The organism is Pseudomonas sp. ATCC 13867 (genome assembly GCF_000349845.1).
Taxonomy (GTDB): Bacteria; Pseudomonadota; Gammaproteobacteria; order Pseudomonadales; family Pseudomonadaceae; genus Pseudomonas.
The window spans coordinates 2,768,117-2,788,325 of sequence record NC_020829.1; the positions used below are offsets into that span (position 1 = coordinate 2,768,117).

General features: G+C 51.9%; 19 protein-coding genes and 1 pseudogene. 8 read left to right on the forward strand and 12 right to left on the reverse strand.

The genetic code is table 11. The features are described from left to right. Positions 1-480 precede the first annotated feature (480 nt). The 5 genes from H681_RS26555 to H681_RS25810 all read right to left on the reverse strand — a co-directional run bounded on the left by H681_RS26555 (position 481) and on the right by H681_RS25810 (position 6,869). Positions 481-888, reverse strand: coding sequence for a hypothetical protein (locus H681_RS26555; RefSeq protein WP_015477211.1), 408 nt, complete (start codon positions 886-888; stop codon positions 481-483). A 170-nt stretch (positions 889-1,058) separates the two neighbouring features. Then, on the reverse strand, positions 1,059-3,044 hold the full coding sequence (locus H681_RS12420) for an EndoU domain-containing protein (protein ID WP_236620519.1): 1,986 nt from the start codon (positions 3,042-3,044) through the stop codon (positions 1,059-1,061). A 200-nt stretch (positions 3,045-3,244) separates the two neighbouring features. Continuing rightward, positions 3,245-5,260 (reverse strand): DUF3732 domain-containing protein, encoded by a 2,016-nt coding sequence (locus tag H681_RS12425; protein ID WP_015477213.1) that lies wholly within the window; start codon positions 5,258-5,260, stop codon positions 3,245-3,247. Beyond that, positions 5,257-5,721: a three component ABC system middle component gene (locus H681_RS26895; protein WP_080636219.1), complete on the reverse strand. Its 465-nt coding sequence runs from the start codon at positions 5,719-5,721 to the stop codon at positions 5,257-5,259. The genes H681_RS12425 and H681_RS26895 overlap by 4 nt, the downstream gene beginning before the upstream one ends. Beyond that, positions 5,721-6,869, reverse strand: coding sequence for a hypothetical protein (locus H681_RS25810; RefSeq protein ID WP_015477214.1), 1,149 nt, complete (start codon positions 6,867-6,869; stop codon positions 5,721-5,723). Before H681_RS25810 ends, H681_RS26895 begins: the two co-directional genes overlap by 1 nt. A gap of 316 nt (positions 6,870-7,185) precedes the next feature. Between H681_RS25810 and H681_RS26390 the strand changes: the two genes are divergently transcribed. Together H681_RS26390 and H681_RS27230 are read left to right on the forward strand one after the other, a co-directional pair. After that, positions 7,186-7,806, forward strand: coding sequence for a hypothetical protein (locus H681_RS26390; RefSeq protein ID WP_157883320.1), 621 nt, complete (start codon positions 7,186-7,188; stop codon positions 7,804-7,806). A 194-nt stretch (positions 7,807-8,000) separates the two neighbouring features. Then, positions 8,001-8,147: pseudogene (locus H681_RS27230) on the forward strand (DUF433 domain-containing protein); the annotation flags it as partial. A 405-nt stretch (positions 8,148-8,552) separates the two neighbouring features. On the opposite strand, the gene H681_RS12445 reads toward H681_RS27230, so the two are convergent. The 3 genes from H681_RS12445 to H681_RS26740 are packed head-to-tail and all read right to left on the reverse strand — an operon-like array spanning position 8,553 to position 10,520. After that, complete coding sequence (locus tag H681_RS12445; RefSeq protein WP_015477216.1) at positions 8,553-9,233, reverse strand: hypothetical protein; 681 nt, start codon at positions 9,231-9,233, stop codon at positions 8,553-8,555. Then, the gene (locus H681_RS12450; protein ID WP_015477217.1) at positions 9,205-10,158 is read right to left on the reverse strand and encodes a hypothetical protein; all 954 of its coding nucleotides are present in this window, start codon (positions 10,156-10,158) and stop codon (positions 9,205-9,207) included. The genes H681_RS12445 and H681_RS12450 overlap by 29 nt, the downstream gene beginning before the upstream one ends. Before the next feature lie 14 nt (positions 10,159-10,172). After that, positions 10,173-10,520, reverse strand: a complete 348-nt coding sequence (locus H681_RS26740; RefSeq protein ID WP_015477218.1) for a hypothetical protein — start codon at positions 10,518-10,520, stop codon at positions 10,173-10,175. Positions 10,521-10,760: 240 nt separating this feature from the next. On the opposite strand from H681_RS26740, the gene H681_RS25820 reads away from it, so the two are divergent. Together H681_RS25820 and H681_RS25515 are read left to right on the forward strand one after the other, a co-directional pair. Then, entirely contained in the window at positions 10,761-11,072 is a 312-nt protein-coding gene (locus tag H681_RS25820) for a TIR domain-containing protein (protein ID WP_236620521.1), read from the forward strand. A 25-nt stretch (positions 11,073-11,097) separates the two neighbouring features. After that, entirely contained in the window at positions 11,098-11,400 is a 303-nt protein-coding gene (locus H681_RS25515) for a hypothetical protein (RefSeq protein ID WP_015477220.1), read from the forward strand. Positions 11,401-11,742: 342 nt separating this feature from the next. Here H681_RS25515 and H681_RS12470 read toward each other — a convergent pair whose 3' ends face one another. Further along, positions 11,743-12,108, reverse strand: coding sequence for a histone-like nucleoid-structuring protein, MvaT/MvaU family (locus tag H681_RS12470; RefSeq protein WP_015477222.1), 366 nt, complete (start codon positions 12,106-12,108; stop codon positions 11,743-11,745). 123 nt (positions 12,109-12,231) lie between these two features. On the opposite strand from H681_RS12470, the gene H681_RS26565 reads away from it, so the two are divergent. Both H681_RS26565 and H681_RS12475 read left to right on the forward strand, forming a co-directional pair. Beyond that, entirely contained in the window at positions 12,232-12,477 is a 246-nt protein-coding gene (locus H681_RS26565; RefSeq protein ID WP_162140829.1) for a hypothetical protein, read from the forward strand. A 134-nt stretch (positions 12,478-12,611) separates the two neighbouring features. Beyond that, entirely contained in the window at positions 12,612-13,475 is an 864-nt protein-coding gene (locus tag H681_RS12475; protein ID WP_015477223.1) for an OST-HTH/LOTUS domain-containing protein, read from the forward strand. A 231-nt stretch (positions 13,476-13,706) separates the two neighbouring features. On the opposite strand, the gene H681_RS12480 is transcribed toward H681_RS12475, so the two are convergent. Then, positions 13,707-14,876 (reverse strand): restriction endonuclease, encoded by a 1,170-nt coding sequence (locus H681_RS12480; protein WP_015477224.1) that lies wholly within the window; start codon positions 14,874-14,876, stop codon positions 13,707-13,709. A gap of 351 nt (positions 14,877-15,227) precedes the next feature. Between H681_RS12480 and H681_RS12485 the strand changes: the two genes are divergently transcribed. After that, on the forward strand, positions 15,228-17,207 hold the full coding sequence (locus tag H681_RS12485) for a hypothetical protein (protein WP_015477225.1): 1,980 nt from the start codon (positions 15,228-15,230) through the stop codon (positions 17,205-17,207). 497 nt (positions 17,208-17,704) lie between these two features. Next, positions 17,705-18,397, forward strand: a complete 693-nt coding sequence (locus tag H681_RS12490; protein ID WP_015477226.1) for an ImmA/IrrE family metallo-endopeptidase — start codon at positions 17,705-17,707, stop codon at positions 18,395-18,397. Positions 18,398-19,231: 834 nt separating this feature from the next. On the opposite strand, the gene H681_RS25825 is transcribed toward H681_RS12490, so the two are convergent. After that, on the reverse strand, positions 19,232-19,642 hold the full coding sequence (locus tag H681_RS25825) for a helix-turn-helix domain-containing protein (protein ID WP_015477227.1): 411 nt from the start codon (positions 19,640-19,642) through the stop codon (positions 19,232-19,234). Between the two features lie 48 nt (positions 19,643-19,690). Then, complete coding sequence (locus H681_RS12495) at positions 19,691-20,098, reverse strand: DUF6957 family protein (protein WP_041711965.1); 408 nt, start codon at positions 20,096-20,098, stop codon at positions 19,691-19,693. Between the last annotated feature and the right edge of the window lie 111 nt (positions 20,099-20,209).

A 20,209-nucleotide genomic window follows, 5' to 3' on the forward strand; every position in this document is an offset into this window, starting at 1 on the left:
CCCCGCAGTCATCCCAGAGCCGTGTAACCGAGTAATGGTGGATGGCCACTACGGTACGCTAAAAAAAGGGGCTGGTGTCAACTGGACAGCTGATAGCCCCCCTTGTTTCCAAGCTCAATCGTACTTCCCGAGATGCCGCTCTCGGTAGTTAACGCCCAAGGTCGCCGGAACGCAGATCGAGGCGTAAATCAATCCAGTGAGGCTCAGGATTGGCATGTATTGGAACCTTTCCGAACCGCACTGATCATCTCGGGGAGCGCAATCGTGAAGCAGCGCGACGCAGAAAAAGGGAACAGATTGATTTACTAGGATCACCGGCAGCTATGAGTCGGAAGCTGCCGCTGGCGGAGGGCAGCTATCGGCCAGAAGCGGATATTGACTACCAGAGCTCAAATCGAAGCACAACGAGTCGATTAGAGAGCGGCCTAAACTAACAAGATGCACGTGCTGTGCGGATCCTGTGCACCACTCCAGCCAAGTTTATCCGGATACCCCCTCCTCGGAGGGGACATCCTCCTCCAACTCACTAGCGCTGTTCTTTCTTCGCTTTCTTCCCTGTAGAAGCATGCCGATGACAATGCCAATGCCAGCCATGCAAAAGATGAGGTACATCCCGAAGTTGAAGGCGTGGAGCAGCATGGAAACTATCTCTCTGCGAGTGACCGGCTCGACTGAGTCCCTGAACTCAGCGACGTTGGTATACGAACTCCACGAAATCAGCGCCGGGCCCACAATGATTACAGCCATCAAGATTGGGCGAAGCCCTCTGCGCGCCAACGTCAGAACCTTGCGCAAAGAATCTTTGAGGTCAGTTCGCCCTTCCCGGCTGATCGCGAAATAGGCGAGAACAAGTGCAAGTACCGAACAAAGTGGTGTGACATACTCCATAATGAATGGATCCTTTTATTAATTGCCCGATAGTAACGAGGTTGGTGTTGCTCAGCTACGACAACCAAAAAAGCGGGAGAGTTCTCCGCACAAAAATGAAGAGAAACTTTATCGCACAATCAAACTGCAGTCGCTCACGGAAGCATTGCTTCAGGCTTTGCATCGATAAACTAACTTGCGCGCCTATCAAATATAGATAAATCAATCTTTTCTTTTCTAACGTAGGCGTCATTCCTCATCCAGCTTTCGATGTGGTCGGGAATGTATTGCGGCATTGGAACCCCTTCTTTGCTCAATCCATTGAGAAGGAAGTTGCATATTTTAGAAATTTTTGCCGAACTGGTTTTCTTGATTATCTCACCAAGAAAACCACTGTGATTGCCAAGGACAAACTTTCTTCTATGCTGACTGATAACCAGGTCGCAAAATTCAGGGGACATATACTCAAGATCATAAGGATCAGATGAGTAAGCTGTTGGGTTATCCATAACCAAACGTTGCCTATAAATCACCAGCATTCGGTGATAGTCCCTAATAATTCGTTCCAGCGCTTTGTCTGGAACTGGGTTTTTGTTATCTAGCGCAAGGAGCGATGCGAGGTTATACGAGAAGAAGTCGAAATCTGCCCCGGTGAAGTAGCTAAGTGCGTCATCTATGTAGCTCGCAGGGATCTGGCTAAATATAATTCGTTTGGATATCTCGGCGCGGTCTTCTTCTTTAAATGAAAAAAGGTAGTTCTCGCCAAGATTGAGAGATACAAAGTCAATTAATATTGAGCTGGTTACTGGTAAGATTACGCCGTTCGAACCGACCAGCATCATGCTGTCTTCGTCGCGCCCCTTGATGTACGTATTAACATTGAACTCGTGATAAGTGGCCGCTCTAGATGGTGAATTTGCTAGTAGCTCCAGGAACAATGCGACAGAATTTTTGTCGGGGTGAATAGAAGCGCCTTCAATAAAAAGCTTATGTAATCGCTTCAGCTCGAACAAATGGATGCCCCCGGTATGAATCACCGAGGCTTTAAGAAAGCGTTGCATGCACCTTAAGAAATAATCTGTCCCGTGGTAGAGATCATAATGTAGAATCACGTAGAAGCATTCGTACACATTCTGGGAGATCTGGCATGCATTGAAATCTAGGGGGCTGCCCGAGTATGGAACTTTGGAAATATATAGTGCTTGCTGCTGAAATGACGACTCCTTGGTTATGACATGATCACAAAGATATTTTAGAATTTTCTGAATATCAGCCTTGATCAGAGACTGAGAAAAGTCCCTTAGCGTTTCGAGCCTCGCAGCTCGCCATTCATCATGGGGTCGGCCTTTTTTAGGGATGGTTCTTGTAATTGTAAATTCCGGCGTCAGCTTTTTTAGAAGCTCATAATCAGGTCGATTTTTGCAAAAAATCCTGCTAAGGCTATAGTGATCATCACTACTTTTCTCAACCGACTCCGCCATTATAAACGAAATAGTGTCAGCATGAGAAAATGCTTTGCCATTATTTCCAGTCCAAGGCTGTGTCCAGGATGGGAATGCCGACCGTATTTCATTGCCCCGCAGCTGGACTTGAATTCTCATGGCTGTCATCGGTTGGTCGACGTTTGCGTAACCAATAATATGATAATCTTGGTCGGGATCGGAAGGCGCGGTTGAGTTAGTTACGTCTAAATTTCGAAGTGCCTGATCAATAGCGCTAAGAATATCCTCCTCCGAAAAGTCTTTGGGAAAGAGAGTCTTCCATAGATATCCGGATTTATAGTAATTCTCAGGCATTAAGGTTAAGTCTGCCGCCCTGCTTACAAATAGCTCCTTTGGCAGCTTGACAGTGAGCACTTTGTTTTGAAGCTCTCTAATATAGAACCAATCTTCATTGAGCTCTGGGTCATATGAATCTAGAGATGAAATCTTCGGATGGTGTTTTAGGAAGTCCATTAGAGCTGAGTGAGTGTGCAACCCACCCGCAATGGCAGTGATCAAAACAGATTTCCCACCAGATGATGGGCGCTCAACCTTTTGGGTGTAGTCCCCCTCTATAATGTGGCGCAATGCTCTTGGGTGAAGGGTATAAGCACCACCTTCACCGAGCTTTATCGGGTTATCCATAATAACTTCCTTAAAACTACCTGTGCCGATGCGGGAGGCAGTGAGTGGCATCGGCGGATCCTGAAAAGTTTGGCGTAAATGGCACCTGAGAATTTATAGACGCCTCCGCCTGTCCGTTCTTGAGCGGTAGTTACCAATCATAGGTATCTACTTACGGCCAGAGGCGAACAGTCAAGTGTGCACAGGAAATCAAGGTGGCGAATTATTCGAGCCGGCCATGCTTCGAAATCGAAACATGCTCAACTTAATCATCAGATCGGGTCTGCTGGACTCTCGGCGATAAAGCCTCGCTTGCGCCAGGTTGCTCGCACAAAGGACTGGAAATTGGCTTTCCCTTCCAGTACCAAATCATCGGCATGATCGGTCACGATAATTTGCGGCATCATCCCGGTGGCCTTTTCTGTCTGCTCACAAAACTCGACGAGCTTGTTGAACATGTTGGTGACCGACTTCAGATCATCATCAAGCCTGGCCGTGCTGTCTGTGAGTTCGGCCAAAGCCTTTGCGTCGAAGGTCTGCGCATGATCAATCTTTGCGGGAAAATAAACCTGCGTCGGCTGATCAAAGAACAGAATTGGGGGAATCTTGCATCCTTCCTCATGCTTCAGCGCAAACACAGAGTGCAGCGCTAGGAACAGGGTCAGATGCGAATAAAGCCAGTTCGCTCCGCTGCCCATCGATCGCAGATAGACATCGCCCATTGTGGGGCTCTCATGCCACAGGTCGAAGGTATGAAGATCAAATTTTAGGTTAATCGGCTGGTAGGCATCTTCGAAATCGAAACCTGAGCCAATGCGCGCCATTTCGCTGTTGATCAGGTCGCTCAAGTCGCTCATTTTTCCAGGTACATTGTAAGCGTCCAGAAGCGGCTTGATATCGGCTAGCCTTGTCTTGATGGCTTGCAGGGTGGCATCAAACTCCGATTTCGGTTTGTTCGCATAGTCCTCAATAACCCCCTCAAGGCGGTGCTTGACGCGCAATGCAATCTCGTCAACAGTCTTGCTTTTCTTCAGGTCTTCTACCTGCTTGCCCAGCTCGTTTAGCTTGGCCTGAATACCAGAGAGTGTCTCTTTTTCTCTTACAAGCGCCTTAACAAGCTTGCCCTCTTCTTCACGAAAGCTTTCTCGTGCATAGGATGACGTATTTAGTTCCTTGTTCATCCAGCCGATAGCGGCAATGAGCTTGTTCGCCTCATTTTCAACATGCTGACTGGGCGCGTCGCAGAACGGACAGTTGGCTTCATTTACTTCGGCGTACTCTGGAACTGGGATCTCGCTAATGGTCTTAGCAAAATCTTCAGTGAGGCTTATCGAAGATCTTACCGCATGGAGTTTATCTTGCAGTTCACGAACAACCAACGTCTGCTTAGATCGCTCTTTCTCCAGCCCATTTTTGCGCTCGGTATAAGCGTCTGCAATGCTGTCGATCCGAACGTTTGCATCTCTGATTTTTCTGAAAGAATTGCTAACGCTGCCTGCAATCTGAGCCCCCGTCAATGCAGTGAGCTCGGTGCCACTAATGACTTTGTATTCTGCAAGCAACTCATCAACCCTAGCAATGAATCGGGATTTTTCATCCTTTACCTTGGGAATCTGAGCCTCAATCTTTTTCAGCTCCGCTTTGAGCTGATTGTTTTCCTGAGACAGCCAAAAATATTCTTGATCTACGAAATTCATGAATATTTTCAGATGATCGATGACCTGATCACGTTTTTCTTTCTCATCAAAGCGATAGAAAAGAGCATGCTTGTTAGCCACTAGATTTTGATGCTGAAGCATGTAGGAAGCATAGCTGCGAACTGAGGGTGTCGAGCTTTTTGATTTCCCAAACTCTCTAGGCCCAAGATCCTCATCAATATCGGTCATGGTGATGGCAAAATATCGACCAAGTTCTTTATTGAAGTCGCGTAGCGGTAAAAATAGACTTGGCGCAAAGAACTGATCAACACTCTTCATCCTGAGAAATATTTCATCAAGAGAGCCACTAGTCTCGCTGATGAAAACCTTATTGGCATCTCGGCTACGCGCCAAAACAATAAGCTCATTTTCGAATTCTAGAATCGTGAAATAGATCTTGGAACGCGTGGTAATCACACCTTTAGGAATAGTGTCATCGCTATTGCCAAGGCAAAAATCAAAGATCTCGATAATGGCACTTTTGCCCATCGAGGACTTGCCGGTAATGATGTTCAACCCAGGCTTGAATGTAACCTGGTGAATTTCATTTTCACGATCGATTACACCGACTGATTTGACGAAGCACTTCATAGCTGAACTATCCCTAGCGATTTGTACACACGCGGAGCTTCTCTTTCTTCAAGAAGTTTCGCGAGATTACGGGCCGAAGCTATTTTCTGCCCCATCCCTTTTATGACTGGAAATCTCTTCCTGGTAGCCCGAACAACCATATCCTCATCAATGATCAGGTAGCCTGCACTAACAAGGCTCATCAAAGTTACATTGGTAATGTTCCGAAGAGAGTTAACTCTTTTGTGAATACCCGCAATTCTGGTCTTGTCTGATATCATGGTTCGCCATGTACTACGATCGCTTACGCGATGCAAATAGGATGACGTTGAGTCATACAGCACAAATGGAAGAACAAGATAGCTGAGTAAAACGTTCTTCTGGGTTTCTTTCAAGTCACTGTAAAAGGCATGGAGAATCGGAGCCATGATCAGGGGGCTGCGATGCAATGTATGAATATGGTCAGTCGTCGTGAGCCTCATCACCAGAGCCTCCAGTGCAGCCTCTCATTACCCTCTTCATCCTCGTCATCAGCAAGCATATGCCAGATGCCATTTCGAAAATCCACAGTAGTACCATCGAAGGCAGGCATACCATCGACCGGCTCACCGCAACGGTTATCGAAAAATATCTGTGACTCTTCGCACCAGTACTCTTTAGACAAGCGCCGGCATTGTTTTATCGCCCCTGACCTAAGGCTGATATGGCGTTTAAGTTGATCGTTCTTGTAGCTGTCAACATCCAATTTCTCCACAGTGAATCGTTTGAACTCACTGCTTATCGTCTGCACAGCAACCATGTGTTCCAAAATGGCTGCCGGAATCTTTTCGGCATATTTAATTTCGTGCAGTTTCTTTACGAACAGCCGATCAGCATAAGCTGATTCATCTACCAGTCCCTTTAGGCTGGTTAAATCAACAACTGGAAACTTTCGAGAATTCTTACAATATCTTGCGAACAAAGTGGCAATTTTTATATCAAAATCGTCGTAGGTGATCTTCCAGCCATCTTTCGAAATACATGGCTCAATCAAATAGCCTAATAAAGCCTCGAAATAGTCTCCTCGCTTTGATGGATCCAATCCCTTTCCGTAGCGACTCTTCGCCTCTTCGGCGCGTACTACGAGGCTTGGCTCGTCAGAAACGATTCTGACTTTCCCGATGACATCCAGGAGTATTTCACGTCTCTCCTCTGCCATTACAAACTGCTGAATTTGGACAACTTTCGATTCTTTCTTACCGGACGCTGCAGTTCTCGCTTCACTGTGCTTCAGGACATTGTCAAGAAGAGCCAGCCTGTCTCCCACTGTTAGTTGGTTCCAGTGACGAAGCTCCGCTGTGGCCCCATAAGCCTGGGTGGTCAGCAGTATTAGTTCACAATATTTCTCTTGTTTGAATTTGGAGGATGTCCAGTTTTTTAGAGTATTCCAAAAATTGATATGCCCATCGGTAAGATCATCGACGAAATTCTTTACTTCGATCTGGGCTTTTCCACCCACAGTAACGTCGCCATAGACCTCTAACCAAAGGGCCTGACCTTCTATCAAGTTATGGCAATACTCCAATGTCACTATCAATTGATAGCTTATTGCTTCGAGTAGTTTAGTTGCATCGTTGGTGAGCTTGCCCACAACATTCTCCGCTCATTGCTTCACCGTTGCGGCAAGGGAGTTTTCGCTAGGAGAGAGGGGTAAGCCGTCCTGGCAAATCCGCTACAACAGTTGGAAAACCAATTCCGACACAGCAACTGTGTACCTTAGTTACTTGGCGTCAAATACTGTGTGTATATACAGTAAAATTAACTAATGGCTAGTCGATTGTAGCGTGATGCTATTTTAATCGCAAAAGGCCTCATTCTGCTGTTTCGACCAATCGGGCTGGCCTTTGGCCCTAGCTCGCGAGAAGATTCAGCGATGGAATCCTGCTCCACCAATACGGAGATCATCGGTGACGGGGGCTAAAAGCGAATATCTAAAATGGCTAAGGCCAGCGGCGCCATTGCTGCTAGGCGCACTGGTGCTGATAGCTACGGCGTTCGTCAGCATCAGCTTCTTCGGCGCTAATAATAAGCCCTTCATATGGTGGATGAGCTTATCAATGCAGGTGCTGGGGCTATCACTTAGCGCAGGGGCGCTCTATTTCTCTGCTAGAGAAAATGCGGTTGCCGCGCCCTGGCGAGTCCTTTGGGCATGGCTGCGCCAGTTCCCCGCATGGCGAAAGCCTCCAACTCAAGCCGTGGGTACAGTGAGCATTGGCCCGCTCAGCATGACCGGTTTAGCACGAGGTTCCTCCAGTCCACCTACGTCGTTTACCACAGAGCAAAAGCTAATGTGGCTCAAGGAAGTAGTCGATGGTTTGCATGCAGCACTCGTTGAGACAGTCAACGCAACCAACGTCAGGCTAGACCACGTTGAGTCCCAACTTGGCAAGATCTCCGACCATATGGATCGCTCAACCATTCAGATTGAGGAAAAGATTCGGAGCTTAAGCGCCTCCAACTTCTATCAGGTTTTCGCCGGCCTAGCCTTGCTTTCCGTAGGATCCATCCTCAGCTTGTTCCTCTCTTGATTACGATGCGCCGCTCACGTTTGCGGCCTCCTACTCAAAGGGCTGGCATTTTTCACGCAGCACCGTAGGCTGTACTTCACCTTCAAAAAGCCAATCCTAGTGGCGACCGAGATGTCTTGAATCAGTGACCGAACTCTTCAGCCAACACTGGCCGGGGAGACAGTAGTCAAAGACCCCGAAATCATGGCACTCCGGTCTTGAAGGGCACTCGCCCCCCAATTGAGGTAGTGCAGGTATCGATCGACGCCGGGGTGCCAATCAAACAGTTACTGGTGGATTATCCTTCGCTAACCGAAGAGGTGATTTCTCACGCTCGGGTTTACGCCAGCGCTCACCCTTAGCATGGCAGCGCCTAGGCCCAAGAGCCTTCTAGACCGCACCGAGCCGGCATCTGTCTCGGTGAGTTCGCCGCCCCGGCTAGCAGATCCAGATCGCGCCACGTCCCTATCAACTAGAGGTCATATGCGTAAGAATCCGAAGAGCTCTGACGCGTACTCCCGCGTTGGGCCCGACAATTTTGATCAGATCATCCATGAGAAGGAGGCCCGATCACTCGCTAAAGAGGCAGAACGTCGAGCGCTGTCGGAAGACGACATCCGACGGATAGACGAAGCCAATGCTGATGCGATGAATGAGCTTTTCAAGCGTTATGGCGGGCATCGGCGGTATAAGCCTGACAGAAGCACGTAAAGGCAGTCTTGGCATGAGGGCGCACTTCACTACGGTCACCACTTGAGAACGCTACGTTAGGCAAATGCGCGCCTTGATACGCTTAGTTTAGCGTCGGGTAGCAGGGACTTCACAGCGGCCTGACCGATTGGACTGATTGCCTGGATGGCGAGTAACAGGGCAAATGTCAAAAAAGCTCTCAGCAGGAATTGATGAGCCATCTTGATACAGAGCACTTTCGCGTTCACGCCTCTATAATTGGCAATGACCGCCCGGCACAGCCGCTTTGCTAGCTCCTGCTTAGGGTTAGGCTTATCCCAGCTAACAGAAATGTCCTTAGGGCTAGTCTGGTTGGATACGGACACCTTAAGCGTCTTGAATGCCCAGCCGCCCGCCCTTACCAGGTACAACATCGAGAGAGCAAAAACCACAAGGGATAGGCAGCCGAGTAGTGCGGGCGTTTTCTCGCCCCAAAGGTTCCCCAGCAGAGAGGCGAGGACAGGAACTAATGCCGTGATAGCTGCTAGATAAATTCCGGCCTTGGTATCCGCTCCTCGACTTCGCTCCAACTCAGCATCGTAGATCCTCCGTGCCTCCTCGAGAGCTGCATCAGAATCCTTCTCCAAGCCTGCGCTAACGATTGCGTCCTTCAAACCTCCGTAGAGCTCATCGTCTAGCCTGTCCTTTTCCTTATCCTCTTTGACGAAGGGCCACATAAGCTGCGGCAGACTACGCCAGTGAAATTCTTTGAAGCTCATCCACTATCGCTCCGGCAATCGGGTACCCGGTCAAATTTTCAATCCAAGCCCACTGCCCATTGGGATTGATCTCTAGGAACCACAGCGCTCCATCCGAGTCGCAGATGAAGTCGATTGCGCCGTACCGCAAATTCAACTGCGCCATCAGGCAATGACACTGCTGCTCGACCTCAGTGGGAAGATTAATTCGCTCGTGCTTCAAATCTGGGCGGCTGCCTTGTCGCCAATCGACCTGGGTTTCATCGTGCTCTTGAGACCAAATGGCGGTCGCAAAAATCCGCTCCCCCACCATAGTGACCCGAACGTCATACTTCTTAGCGATCTCACACTGAACGATGAACGGGGCAAGGCTAATTGCATCGGCATCAGCATCATCGAAATCGGAAATCCGGGTGGTGAAAATCACACGCTCCTGCTCACCGTTGAGCACCGCCTGGCGAAGCGGCTTTCCTATCGCAGGGCCGATGTCGGCGACTTGGCGCACGGATCTGAGGTCGTTGGTGATCGCGGCAGTCGGCACATTGAAGCCGATCTCATGAGCAAGCAGGAGCTGCCTGGGCTTGTCCTCAGCCAGGAAGATGTCAGTAGGTGCGTTGAGCCACTGCCCCTCCAATCGTGCGTACAAGCTCTTAAGCAAGCTACTCCACTCTGCCTCAACGTAGGCGCGCTCCCCTGGTTCAGTAACAGCGTCTGACAGCAATGGAGCACCAGGGCGTCGAAAGTACGCTGCTGTGATCTCGTCACCCGAGATTTGCCGATCACCGAAGGCTATCGACCATGCCTGCCGAGGTGCTGGGGCCATGGTGCATAGAGAGTCAGGAAGCTGTTCAGTGTTGAGGCGGAAGTACGGAATCTCACGACGCTGCAGTTCTGCCACTACATAGTCAGTCGTGATGTCGCGTCGGTTAGTCACAAGCAGAAGCACGGCTTTCGCTCCACTCAGTCCTGGTAGTAGCGCGTCTCAAGAGAGAATGACGGATCGCCGTTGTCGTCCCGCTCCAGCTCAACGTTAGTCTTGGTCATAAGCTCCAGAATCAGGTTCGCAGTACCGGGATCATCCTGCTCGGTCTTGCTCTCAGTCTTGGAGAGCAGCTCCAGAAGCTGGTTGCCTCTAGCGAAGTCATCATCATCACTTTCCGTGCGCTGGAATGTCTTTGTGATGGTCTCCAGCAGGAAAAAAGAATCGTCGTCCTGCTCATTGTTCGTTTTGGTCTTAGTCAGTAGCTGAGACAGAGCACCGTTCTCAATCAGAGGCTTGGTGCCCGAAACGGTATCCACCACCCACATATCCTTTTCGGCCGAGTAATACCCAGGCAGCCGATTCTCTCCTGTTCGAGGCGTCGCTGACCTAGCAAGAAATGGCGTTCTAGACGGTAGCTTCCCTTCTATAGCTCCCATAGCGGTACTGTGCTCCCCTGAATGTGAATGTGGCTGCCTTGCTGAGCGCTCCGACGATAGCACTTTGCTCTTGCCATTCGAAGCATCGCCACTAATCAATGTCCCTAGCCTTTCACTTCTGGTCGCTTTATGTTCCGTCGATCACGCCTTGATCGACATGGAGTTTTAATCTTACCAAACGTCTTCTTCTCCTACTGCCACGCCGAAGAGGCGCTACGAAACCAATTGGAAAAGCAGCTTGCAATGCTGAAGCGCCAAGGGGTGATCGAGACATGGCACGATCGTAGGATCGGTGCAGGTCAGGAGATCGACCAGGTTATCGACGAACACATCAACAGCGACGAGATCATCCTGCTCCAGGTGAGCCCGGATTTCCTTGCTTCCGACTACTGCTACGACATTGAAATGACGCGGGCTACGCAACACACAGGCGTAGGTTGATCAGTTGAAAGGGAGCATTCAGGCCTTGGCAGGCCAGTTGCTGGAGTCACGCGACCAGCTCCGAACAGCGCAAGAGCAGAAACACCAGTCCGAGCTGGCAAATGCCCGACTTCGTCAGGTGGGGAGTGATCTGGAAACACGCCTGCGGGATCGAGACGCACAGATCCTCTCGCTAGAGGAGAAGCACAACCACGCTCACCTCACGCTTGATCACTTCCGCCAAGCTGCCAAGGAGGAGCGTGAGCAAGAGTTGCGACAGCATGAAGGGTGGCTGCAGCAAGCTGGAGTTGAGCTGAGACAGTTGCAGCAGACACTGATTATTCGCTAGGGCGAAGTGACACAACTAAATCGAGATAACGAGCGGCTGCTCACAGAGGCCCGTCTATTGCGGAATGATGAGGAGGCGAAGTAGCAGATTGTACGCGAGGCGCTGGCTTCTGAGGTATTGCGCCAAGATAAAGCCAGGCTCGACGGGCAGCGCATGGAGCTTGAGGAGCAGAATCAGCAACTCTCGGACGAGTTGCGCACCACGCAGCAAATGGTGCGAGACCAACTGATTCTGATCGCTAGCCTCCAAGAGCGTCTGCAAAAATCTGAGCCGGATGTGCCTTGAGTCTTAGTCCCCGCCCTTCTGAAACCATAAGGCCGCCCCGAAGCGGCCTTTGTGAATTCACGCCTGGCGCCATGATTCAACGACGTCAGATCCAAACTCACTTTTCCAACCGCGTAAGACTCGATGGTTACCACCTTTGGTCTCAACAATCTCGCCAGTGTGTGGGTTTTGGTAGACCTTAAGCTCTCGCGCTTTACGTTGAGCATCCGTCCGCCGGCTGGGTCGGCCCATACCTGCCTGAGCCGGATCAAGAATAGAGAGCACGTCTTTCAGGCTTTTTTCGTACTCACGCATGAGGCTCCTTAGCTGCTCTTCGAACTCGATTTCTTTTTTCAGGCCAGAGTCATTTTTGAGTGACTCCAAATGGGCCAATTGCTCGGCAAGCGCCTTTTCGGCCGCACGAAACTCTGCAAGACGGGACATTTATCTTCCTTAGCAATATATTATGCGTTCAAAATTAAAGCGCAGGGTTACAGTATGGCAGGGATTCTAAAGGATTGGGCTAGCTCTACAGCTGACTGGCGAATTATCGCAAATGAGCTGAGCATGGAAACTACGAAACGTCGTCCCGAGGATCAGCCAAGTCAGCAATTACAGGAAGCCTGCGCACGGCACCTGTCAATCAATGATCTAGATCGTGTGCGTCGAGCCTTGAAAAGCCTGGATGCGATTGGTAATCCCCCTCTCACTCAGGAGCAGTGCCTAGACTTGCTCGCTAGTATGAACGGCGATGACTCCCCCATTCCTAACGAAGTGAGAGGAAAAGCGCTTGAAGAAGGGCTTGCAATTTAACTGCTCCTAACTAGACAGGAATATGTACCTTCTTAGCTGATTTGCCAAAATCTGCTAGGGCAAATAGGGTGACCTCATGGGTGCCCTACTTGCCATGTAGCTTTGACTCAAGCTTGGTACGAGGGGAACTAGCATTGGACGAGCAGGTGAACGAGGGGCTCGCCGCCCTCCAGGGCTTGGTCAGCCAAAAGATGGGGCGGTGCATCCTCCGTCTCCAGCAGGTAGAGCTATTGACTAAGGCGATGCTGAGCTACAGCAGCATTGAGGGGCCGGCCGAGGAGCTGTCGGCTAACTTGGAGAAGCGCAAGAAGGCCTTAGCCAACAAAACATTGGGCCAACTCGTTAGCGATTTCGTTGCTTCCTATGCACGTCCCCTGGAAAAAGACGACATCCCAGAGGATCTCCCCGGCGATGCCACGCGATGCTATGTCCGAATGTCGTGCCGCGTTCAACTGGAGAGTGATGACCACACCGGTCTGAAAGACGCGCTCACGAGCCTGGTCACACTTCGAAATGACCTCGTGCATCACTTCATGGAGCGGTTCAATGTGTTCAGTCCCGATGGTTGCGCGGCGGCCATCGCCCATCTGGACGCTGCCTTCGCCGAAATCGAGACGCAGGATCGCGCACTTCGCGCCATGGCCAAATCAATGGATGAGGCCCGGCAAGAAATGGGGGCCTTTCTCGCCTCAGAGGCGGGTAGCGACATGATCGTCTACGGCATTATGCCGGGCGACGGCCCCATGCACTGGCCATCGACGACTGTCGTGCAGTGGCTGCTGAACGCCGAGCTGGCCTGTGCCGTCAACGGATGGACGCGGCTGTCGGATGCGATCCGTCACATTGAGCAGCGGAACCAGGGGCTCACACCGAGAAAGTACGGCTGCACAACGTGGCGCCAGGTAGTGCATGAGTCGAGGCTCTTCCAGACTGAGCGGCGCCGAGAGCAACAGGTCGATGGATCCGCTCTTTGGTATCGTAGCAAGCCGCAGCTCTAAGTCAGCTAGCCATCCCACTTTGACTTACCACCCTTTTGCAGGCACGCCTGAATGTTCGCTGACTGTAGTGGTCAACCTATCCCGGACAGTGGGTTAGGTGCCTTTGCGGAACGCTTACACAACCGCTGCCGAAACAGGCGGCTGGGGCGGTAGCTGCCACACGTCACAGGCAGAAATTGGCCAAGAGCGGCCATCCTCCGTCTACAAAACCAGCCGCGATTCAGAACCTTCCTAAGCATGCTCATCAGCTTCGGCTTGAAACACCTCAATGAGCTTCTGGTTGTAATCATCTAAATAGCCTTGCAGCGCCTCTCGATCTACCAGCCTCACGCCTGCGGTTGTCGCTAGATCCTTGGCAGCTTTCGTGTAGTAGGAGTTGGTCACAACCATCGCCTCGTCACAGCCGTAAAACGCTTTAGCTGAAATCGCCTGCTGGACAGCCGCATTGCCTACTGATCCCGTGTAGTTTTTTGCTTGGATGACCATGTTCTTTCCGAACCGCGAGACGAAGAGATCCGCTCCTTGGTCGGCAGTTTTCTTGGTCTCCTTCACGTCGAACCCGATGGTCTGGAAGATCTCCACCAAGAAGGCTTCGAACTGGAAACCATCCATGGCGTCGACCAGGTACATCGTGATGAATTGGTTGGGATTGAAGTGCTCGAGCTGGTTCCCCAGCCGCTCCACAAGGATGTCGAAGTAGATCGTCTCGCAGAGGTTGAGCCCGGCTCGGAAGGCCGGTAGCGGCAGCAGTGGGATACCAGCGGTGGTATTGGCCTGCGGGTTGAACTGAATGCCTGGGAACGAGACGTCGTTCTCCCACAGGTAGAAATAGAACAGAGCGAGGTCAGAACGGAACGTGGTTCCCGCCTCCTCGATCCAGGAGCGCAGGGTCTCACTGAGACCCGGTTTGATGTGTCTGCTCAGTTCCCGGGAGAACCCTAGGTAAACGGAATTGAAGGCCGTAGTGAGGAGCAGCTTGTCCAGCAATGCCGGCAGCCCCTCAAGCTCATCAAAGCCCTTGCGGATTAGCACTTCTCTGAATAGCTCGCGCTCAGTGTAAACACCGTCCAATCGCGGCCCAGGCACCCCAACGTCGCCAGAAGCGGACGAGGTTTCACGGGTCGTATGGATGAAGTTGGTGAAGTACGGCTGCTTCAGCTCCGCGTACTTTCTAAGCACGTTGTTGAGCAGATCGTTCAGCTGTGCCTGCTCTTTCTTCTTGCCTAAAAAGTCCTTGATAAGTCCCTTGGACTGGTACTGAAAGTCTGGATAGAACGACGGATCAAGGGGAGTAAGTCGCTGGCTTTGCACCTCCGATGATGGCGAAACCTGAGTGCCGTTACACCAAGGGCAAGACGTCTCGAAGGTTGTCCTGCTGCATCCGTTGCATTGGTAGATCATGGGGCATCCTTACCAGTGGAAAGAAGTCGTTCAACGGCCAGAGCATAAGATGGGCATTTAGTCGGACACCCTAGCCCGAAGTCTTTAGCCCTGCGCGCCGCACAGTGGCACATTATCTGATAGCTCAAAGTAGCGACCAAACGCCAAATCTGGAAGCCAAAACTGTCGGTTATCGATGCGTCTATTCCCTCAACTAGCGACGAGTAGACCCTGTGCCGCAAGGGTAAACATATCGATGTCGTCGTGTTCTCCTCTCCCAAAACGCGGCGGCTCTGCCTCATTCACGAATGACTTCCGTTTGCCATCTGGTGCGCTATAACCAATGCAATAACAACAACGAAGGGATTCGAGATGCGGGCACTTCTTCTGTGCGCGGGCCTGCTGGTGGCCATTCCCGCCGGGGCAACAGAGATCAGCTGGTCGGTGAAGAACGGCTTCCCGGTATTCAAAAACGCAGATGCCTTCCAAGACATCAAGAAACTGTGGCCGGCAAGCGCCCCAGCATCTGAATTTCTGGCCGGCCGAGATGCTAAGTGGTTCCGAGATCATCTCCCCAAGACCCATGAAACCCTCTGGAACCCTTCCAGTGGCTTGTACGACAAGCAAGCGCTCTTCAGTAGGCAGCATGTCATAGCAGTCCAGGCGACCGGTGCTCCACAGAACTCCACATGCCGCTGGTATCTGAACAACGTCCTGCAGGGCTTGCCCGTATCGTGCGACTCCACGACAGACATCACCATAAGTCGCGACAATCAGAGCATCCCGCTTCGCGTAGAAGTTTCCGGTGGTGAATCAGCCAAAACAGACGTCTTCGTGAAAACCTATACCATCCTCGCCCTGGGAGACTCCTTCGCCAGCGGTGAAGGAAACCCTGACCGTGCTGCGGTTGGCTCCAGTCGGCCTACCGACGATCTGGTAAAGGGTCGAAACATCCTCCGCGAGGGTGGGATGTCGGACAAGTTGTTCACCCAGGGCGCTGATTGGTGGGATACAACCTGCCACCGCTCTCTTTTGTCCTGGCAGTCAATGTACGCGCTGAAACTAGCCGTGTCCGATCCGCACTTGGTTGTGCGCTTCGCGTCCTTCAGCTGCTCGGGCGCCGAAACCTATGACGGGTTCTTCCGGGCCCAGATGCAGCCGCCAGTGAAGAACATTTCCAGTCGCGTTGCGAAATGGCCAGAGCGTGACGGAGGAAACTACCTGGAGCTGACGCCAGTTCATTCCGGCGAAAAACCGCAGCAAGCGCGCAGCAACACCGTGATGCTCAACAAGTCACAGCTCAATGCTGCGATCAATTTGCTGTGTCCGGAGACGCCTTACCACGATTCTCAAAAGGACTACGGCAGAGAGGTAACTACCCTCATCGGCCGCAAGTACTTCGGGGTCGTTAAGTTCGACGGCTGCCCGAAGAAGCTGATGCCGGTGGATGAGGTTTTGATGTCATTTGGTGGAAATGACACGGGCTTTAGCGGCGTTGTGAAGTGGGGGCTGGTGCCCACCGGCATCTATCCAACAAGCCTCTCCACCTCGAAGAACCCAATACTTGCGACGGTTGGCAAGGGCGCCAATATGGGCAAGCAATACTGGATGAACAAGATGCGTGTCGTGCTGGGTGTCATCGATCCTGATGACGCTGCGAAGGCCTCGAAAACTTACCTTGGCCGCATCTATGACGACATGAATGAGGCATTGGTAGATAACCTGAGCATTGATCCTCGTAAGGTACGCATACTCCTCTACCCCAATCCGTTGAAGACCCCTTTTCAACCCTATTGTGAGGCCCGGCTCAACATGGGCAACATCGCGATGACGGAGAAAGTCGTCTACTACATGGGCGGGCTGTTCCCTAAGAACGCCAAGGCTTTCATGTTCCTCATCAACGAGCAGAATGCCCTGAAGATCGAGAACGACTTCATTGAGAAACTGCGGGCCGATCAGCTGGCGGCCATCAAGAGCACGAAGTGGCAGGCCGTCGATTCGCAGCCTGCATTTGACGGACGAGCGATCTGCTCTGTGTCGCCGGAATGTTCCGGGAGTGGCGTTTGTCCTTACGCAGAGCGCTTTGCTTGGACGCGCGGCGGCGAGAAGAAGGATGACCACCCTTCCATGGATCCCATCACCAGTTTTGCTCGCTGGGAGCCCTATTCGAGCGAACGCACCCGTGGGCTGCGCACTGCAAACGACGCCTTCATGACCCTGGCGCGATTCAACTCGGACGGTGACCTCATGGATGACTGGTTCAGAGGCAGTGTGCACCCGGACGCGAAGGCCCATTCGGCGATCGCCGATCACATGTCCCTCCCAAAAGTGGAAGAGCTGCCACAAAAGTAAAGTTTCTGCCGGCACGCCAACGAAATAATGGTGCTCGCCTTTGCACCATACAATCCGAGCCCGAGCTGGAGTGCGGGGCTTTCAGCCACTCTGCTCCAATACGCTTGCTCAGCCCAGAGTCCCCCTTCGTACTTGGGGTGCTTGCCCCATAGCAGGCCCAAGGATTTCGGAACGCTCACGAGGCTAGGATTGCCGTGCGTTATGAGCTGATGCCAAGACGCGCCAGGATGGCAGCAGCACGCCGTCGTAAACTCACTTTTCGCCATGTAAACCTATGTCCTTTACATGGCGAAAAGTGAGTTTACAAGCGCTCCTGAGGAAGCCTAGGGCCATCCTGAGCAGCTCTATCCATCGAGCCAGGTTCAGCCCGCTCCTGTCCCATGAACTCATCTCTCGAGGAGGTTTTGCCCTTACAAAGCCGCTTGCCATCACTACATGTAGTGCTATGATGACATTGCCGGCACTGCATGTTGTGCCCTTCAACCAAAGGGGGACATATGGGTAACTCTGATGAGTTTGAGGCTGCGGATTGGCTCCAACACCAGCTTTGGGACGCTCGCAAAGTGATTTGGCCAAACAGGCAGCCATCCTTAAAGGAGCTACTGGATCCTGGTATCGCTGCTGAGATGCTCGGTATCGACTTCCGAGCGGTTCCGAACCTTGGGCAGACCCGTTTCAATCGAAGCTCAGTGCCGTTCCGCACTGCAGGGATTCTCGATCGGCAGCGACGCCTGATCGCCATTTCTCAGGAGTTCGCCCCAGAGATCCAAAGGTTCACAGCGGCACATGAGCTGGGGCATTGGCTCCTTCATGATCATCACGTTATGCATCGTGACCGCCCTATGGATGGAGCAGCACTCCATACCTCTCGCCCCAAGGAGGAGCTTGAGGCTGATCGCTTCGCCACCTTCTTCCTGATGCCGGCGAAAGCGGTTCGCACGCATTTTCAACGAATTTTCCGTGTGCCCGGTGCCTTGCACTTTACGGACGTGACCTGTTTCCATTTGAGTCCCCGCGATCCCAATACGCTTCTCTACGCCGAGGAAAGCTCGCTCGAGCGCGAGCTGGCAGTGGCAGGGTGCTCGCGTTATGCCGATCGGCGCTTCAACTCCTTGGCCAGTGAATTTGGCGTATCCGTCACAGCTATGGCCATACGTATAAAAGAGCTTGGACTCACCCGCTGGCCTTGAGCAATGTGAAAAATCATCTTCAAAGCTGACTAGCTTGGAGGTCACCGGTGACGGGGCGCCCCCACGACGAATACTTAAGCTGGATTAGACCGGCCACCCCATTGCTATTTGGCATTCTTTCGCTGGCAATAACAACGCTAGCTATTTTCGTTTTCGACCCTAATGAAAAGCACGCCACTTGGTGGATTAGCTTGTCCATGCAGGTACTTGGATTATCACTAAGTGCTGGAGCCCTCTGCTTTTCGGCCATCGAAAACGCGGTTGCAGCGCCTTGGAAAATACTCTGGTAATGGCTATCTAAATTCCCCGCCTGGAGAAGAAAACCTATTCAAATCGTAGGTTCGGCGGGGATCGTAGCGCCAGGTGTGAGCCTATTTGCTCGCGGAACCACTACGCCGCCCCCATCAGCCACGACAGAGGAAAAATTTGTTTGGCTGAGTGAGGTAGTGAATGGCTTGCACAAAGCGTTAGTTTAGTCCGTCACCACCACAAATGGCAGATTAGCCTCTGTCGAAACTCAGCTAGCAACGGTCTCTGACCGAGTAGATCAATCATCAGCTCAGATTGAGGCAAAGATCCGAAGCATAAGTTTCGCTAACTTCTATCAAGTATTCGCGGGGCTGACCCTTCTCTCTCTTGGATCCATTATTAGCTTGTTTGTGCCATAACCATGGGGCTCTAGCTGTCGATATGCGGCCGCACTTTTCCATCTCGAGCTTTGCCTGACGAGATGAATACGCTATCTAACCGAGCCCCTCCGAACTCACTTTCATAGGATGCAGCAGTCCCTGCCCCACGGTGAAGGAGCTGACCTCCGGACATCCCCGGCGACACCTACGGGTCTTTGCCCCGCGCGTCAGATTGGTCATCAGTGCGTGTTCGCGGCAAAGTCATCTGAAAATTATCCCTTGTCTTTAATCGCTCGGGATCGCTGGGGTTTCGCCGCCCAAGCGTCAGATACAAGCCAAATTTCTTGAAAATCGATTCCAGCGTTCGCACGGTTGGATTTCCGGTTCCTGATTCGATGTGTACCAGGGTTCGTTGAGAAATCTTGCAGATCCTCGCGAACTCGCGCTGGGTGACGTCGAGCGCATCTACCCGCAATACCCGCACTGCCTCGCCCAAGGTGATAGATCTCTCAGCGATGTCGCCCTGGATCTGCTGTAGCACTGCAAGGCGTTCGCAGATGCCGGTCTCGCGTCTACGTAGACGATCCGCCGTAGGCTTAGATCCATCGTTACTCATCGAACGATGCTCTAACGGCCAAGATCGTTATTCTCTCTATCTTCTTCATTAACGGATGCTGTTCACAGTGCCCATCGATGTTGTTCTCCTAGCTCCGCGCCCCATCAGCACATACCGAGTGTTGCGGGTCTCGAAGATGAACTCCTCCGCCAGCCTCACAAGCAGGGTACTCCTCACCCAGCTCCCCGGAGGAAATCGGTGGCGACTATCGAACAGCACATTGCCTGCATAGAGGAGCGCAGGACGGCCATCAGAATCTAGACATAGATGCTGAGAGTCGACAGGAGCTTGAATATCTAACCAACACCAACTGGCAACCAGACAGAATGGGCGGTACGGTTCCATCAAGCTAAGCCAGGCTTTGGCTTCCTCAACCGACAGTGAGCAACCGGCCATCGGCTCGCCTTCTGCGTAAATGATCGAGGTGAATTCATTAAGCGTTTCAGTCAGCTGCATCAGGGGCATCCATTAGTGGCAGGAGCTTTACAGCGCCTTGAGAAATAGGTCGCATTGAGTTCGATGCTAAGCGTGGGCGCGCTCCGAGCGGGCGCCCGTCAAGCTAGAGCG

Coding starts and splice junctions, on each gene's coding strand:
- H681_RS12445 (WP_015477216.1), bottom strand. CDS start 9,233: ATGAGCTTCAAAGAATTTCACTGGCGTAGTCTGCCGCAGCTTATGTGG.
- H681_RS12420 (WP_236620519.1), bottom strand. CDS start 3,044: ATGCCACTCACTGCCTCCCGCATCGGCACAGGTAGTTTTAAGGAAGTT.
- H681_RS26565 (WP_162140829.1), top strand. CDS start 12,232: ATGGAAACTACGAAACGTCGTCCCGAGGATCAGCCAAGTCAGCAATTA.
- H681_RS12425 (WP_015477213.1), bottom strand. CDS start 5,260: ATGAAGTGCTTCGTCAAATCAGTCGGTGTAATCGATCGTGAAAATGAA.
- H681_RS26740 (WP_015477218.1), bottom strand. CDS start 10,520: ATGTGGGTGGTGGATACCGTTTCGGGCACCAAGCCTCTGATTGAGAAC.
- H681_RS25825 (WP_015477227.1), bottom strand. CDS start 19,642: ATGAGTAACGATGGATCTAAGCCTACGGCGGATCGTCTACGTAGACGC.
- H681_RS26895 (WP_080636219.1), bottom strand. CDS start 5,721: ATGAGGCTCACGACGACTGACCATATTCATACATTGCATCGCAGCCCC.
- H681_RS12490 (WP_015477226.1), top strand. CDS start 17,705: ATGGGTAACTCTGATGAGTTTGAGGCTGCGGATTGGCTCCAACACCAG.
- H681_RS26555 (WP_015477211.1), bottom strand. CDS start 888: ATGGAGTATGTCACACCACTTTGTTCGGTACTTGCACTTGTTCTCGCC.
- H681_RS12485 (WP_015477225.1), top strand. CDS start 15,228: ATGCGGGCACTTCTTCTGTGCGCGGGCCTGCTGGTGGCCATTCCCGCC.
- H681_RS12495 (WP_041711965.1), bottom strand. CDS start 20,098: ATGCAGCTGACTGAAACGCTTAATGAATTCACCTCGATCATTTACGCA.
- H681_RS12470 (WP_015477222.1), bottom strand. CDS start 12,108: ATGTCCCGTCTTGCAGAGTTTCGTGCGGCCGAAAAGGCGCTTGCCGAG.
- H681_RS12480 (WP_015477224.1), bottom strand. CDS start 14,876: ATGATCTACCAATGCAACGGATGCAGCAGGACAACCTTCGAGACGTCT.
- H681_RS25820 (WP_236620521.1), top strand. CDS start 10,761: ATGTTCCGTCGATCACGCCTTGATCGACATGGAGTTTTAATCTTACCA.